We start from the raw sequence: 1468 nt of genomic DNA on the forward strand, positions 1-1468 counted from the left end.
CGAGGTCGCCAAGGCCGAAGGCGCGGATCTGGTCATCGCCGGCAAGCAGGCGATCGACAATGACATGAACGCCACCGGCCAGATGGTCTCGGCGCTGCTGGGTTGGGGTCAGGCGACCTTTGCCAGCAAGCTCGACATCGAAGGCGGCAAGGCGAAAGTCACCCGTGAGGTCGATGGCGGGTTGCAGACCATCGAGGTCGCCCTGCCCGTCGTCGTCACCGCCGACCTGCGCCTGAATGAGCCGCGCTACGCCTCGCTGCCCAACATCATGAAGGCCAAGAAAAAGCCGCTGGATGAAAAGACCGCTGCCGATTACGGCGTCGATGTCACCCCGCGTCTGGAAGTCGTCTCGACCCGCGAACCCGAGGGCCGCAAGGCCGGGATCAAGGTGGGCTCGGTCGATGAGCTTGTGTCGAAACTGAAAGAAGCGGGGGTGATCTGATGGCCGTTCTTCTGCTGGGTGAAGTCACCAATGGCGAACTGAACCGCGACGCGACCGCCAAGGCGGTCAATGCGGTGAAATCCCTGGGCGATGTGACCGTGCTTTGCGCCGGTGCATCCGCCAAATCCGCTGCCGAAGCCGCTGCCAGGATCGCGGGCGTCGCCAAGGTTCTGGTCGCCGAAAACGCGCTTTACGGCCACCGTCTGGCCGAGCCGACCGCGGCGCTGCTGGTCAGCCTTGCCGGCGATTACAGCCATATCGCCGCGCCGGCGACGACGGATGCGAAAAACGTCATGCCCCGCGTTGCGGCGCTGCTGGATGTGATGGTGATCTCGGATGTCTCGGCCGTCATCGACGCCGACACCTTCGAGCGCCCGGTCTATGCCGGCAACGCCATCCAGACGGTGAAATCGAAAGACGGCAAGAAGGTCTTCACCGTCCGCACCGCCAGCTTCGACGCCGCATCGGAAGGTGGCGCAGCCGCTGTCGCCGACGCCGCTCCGGCAGCCGATCCGGCGCTGTCGGTCTGGGTCTCGGATGAGGTCGCGGCCAGCGATCGCCCCGAACTGACCTCGGCCAAGCGCGTGGTCTCGGGCGGGCGCGGTGTGGGTTCCAAGGAAAGCTTCGAGATCATCGAGAAGCTGGCCGACAAGCTGGGTGCCGCCGTCGGTGCCTCACGCGCAGCGGTCGACAGTGGCTACGCCCCGAACGACTGGCAGGTCGGCCAGACCGGCAAGGTCGTGGCCCCCGAACTTTACGTCGCCATCGGCATCTCGGGCGCGATCCAGCACCTTGCCGGGATGAAGGATTCGAAGGTCATCGTCGCCATCAACAAGGACGAAGAGGCCCCGATCTTCCAGATTGCCGATTACGGTCTGGTTGGCGATCTGTTCACCACCATCCCCGAGCTGACCGAGAAACTCTGACGCCTCCTTCCTGCGCAAATATCCCGCAGGGATCGAGGGCAGAGCCCCCGAAATGACGTTCCGAAACCGCCCGGCCTCCGGGCGGTTTTTACATTGAACG

The 1468-nt window shown here is 64.5% G+C and carries 2 protein-coding genes; both read left to right on the plus strand.

What is annotated here, in order from left to right; translation table 11 throughout:
- Nucleotides 1–442: electron transfer flavoprotein subunit beta/FixA family protein (locus tag GL300_RS26015; protein WP_170297821.1), on the plus strand; the 442-nt coding region annotated here is incomplete at its 5' end.
- Nucleotides 442–1368: an electron transfer flavoprotein subunit alpha/FixB family protein gene (locus GL300_RS26020; RefSeq protein WP_155042573.1), complete on the plus strand. Its 927-nt coding sequence runs from the start codon at nucleotides 442–444 to the stop codon at nucleotides 1366–1368. The genes GL300_RS26015 and GL300_RS26020, both read left to right, overlap by 1 nt.
- Nucleotides 1369–1468: the final 100 nt, after the last annotated feature.

The sequence above is a fragment of the Paracoccus litorisediminis genome (assembly GCF_009711205.1).
Lineage (GTDB): Bacteria > Pseudomonadota > Alphaproteobacteria > Rhodobacterales > Rhodobacteraceae > Paracoccus > Paracoccus litorisediminis.

Excerpts from the sequence above, each read along its gene's own strand:
- GL300_RS26020 (WP_155042573.1), top strand. The coding sequence starts at position 442 with ATGGCCGTTCTTCTGCTGGGTGAAGTCACCAATGGCGAACTGAACCGC.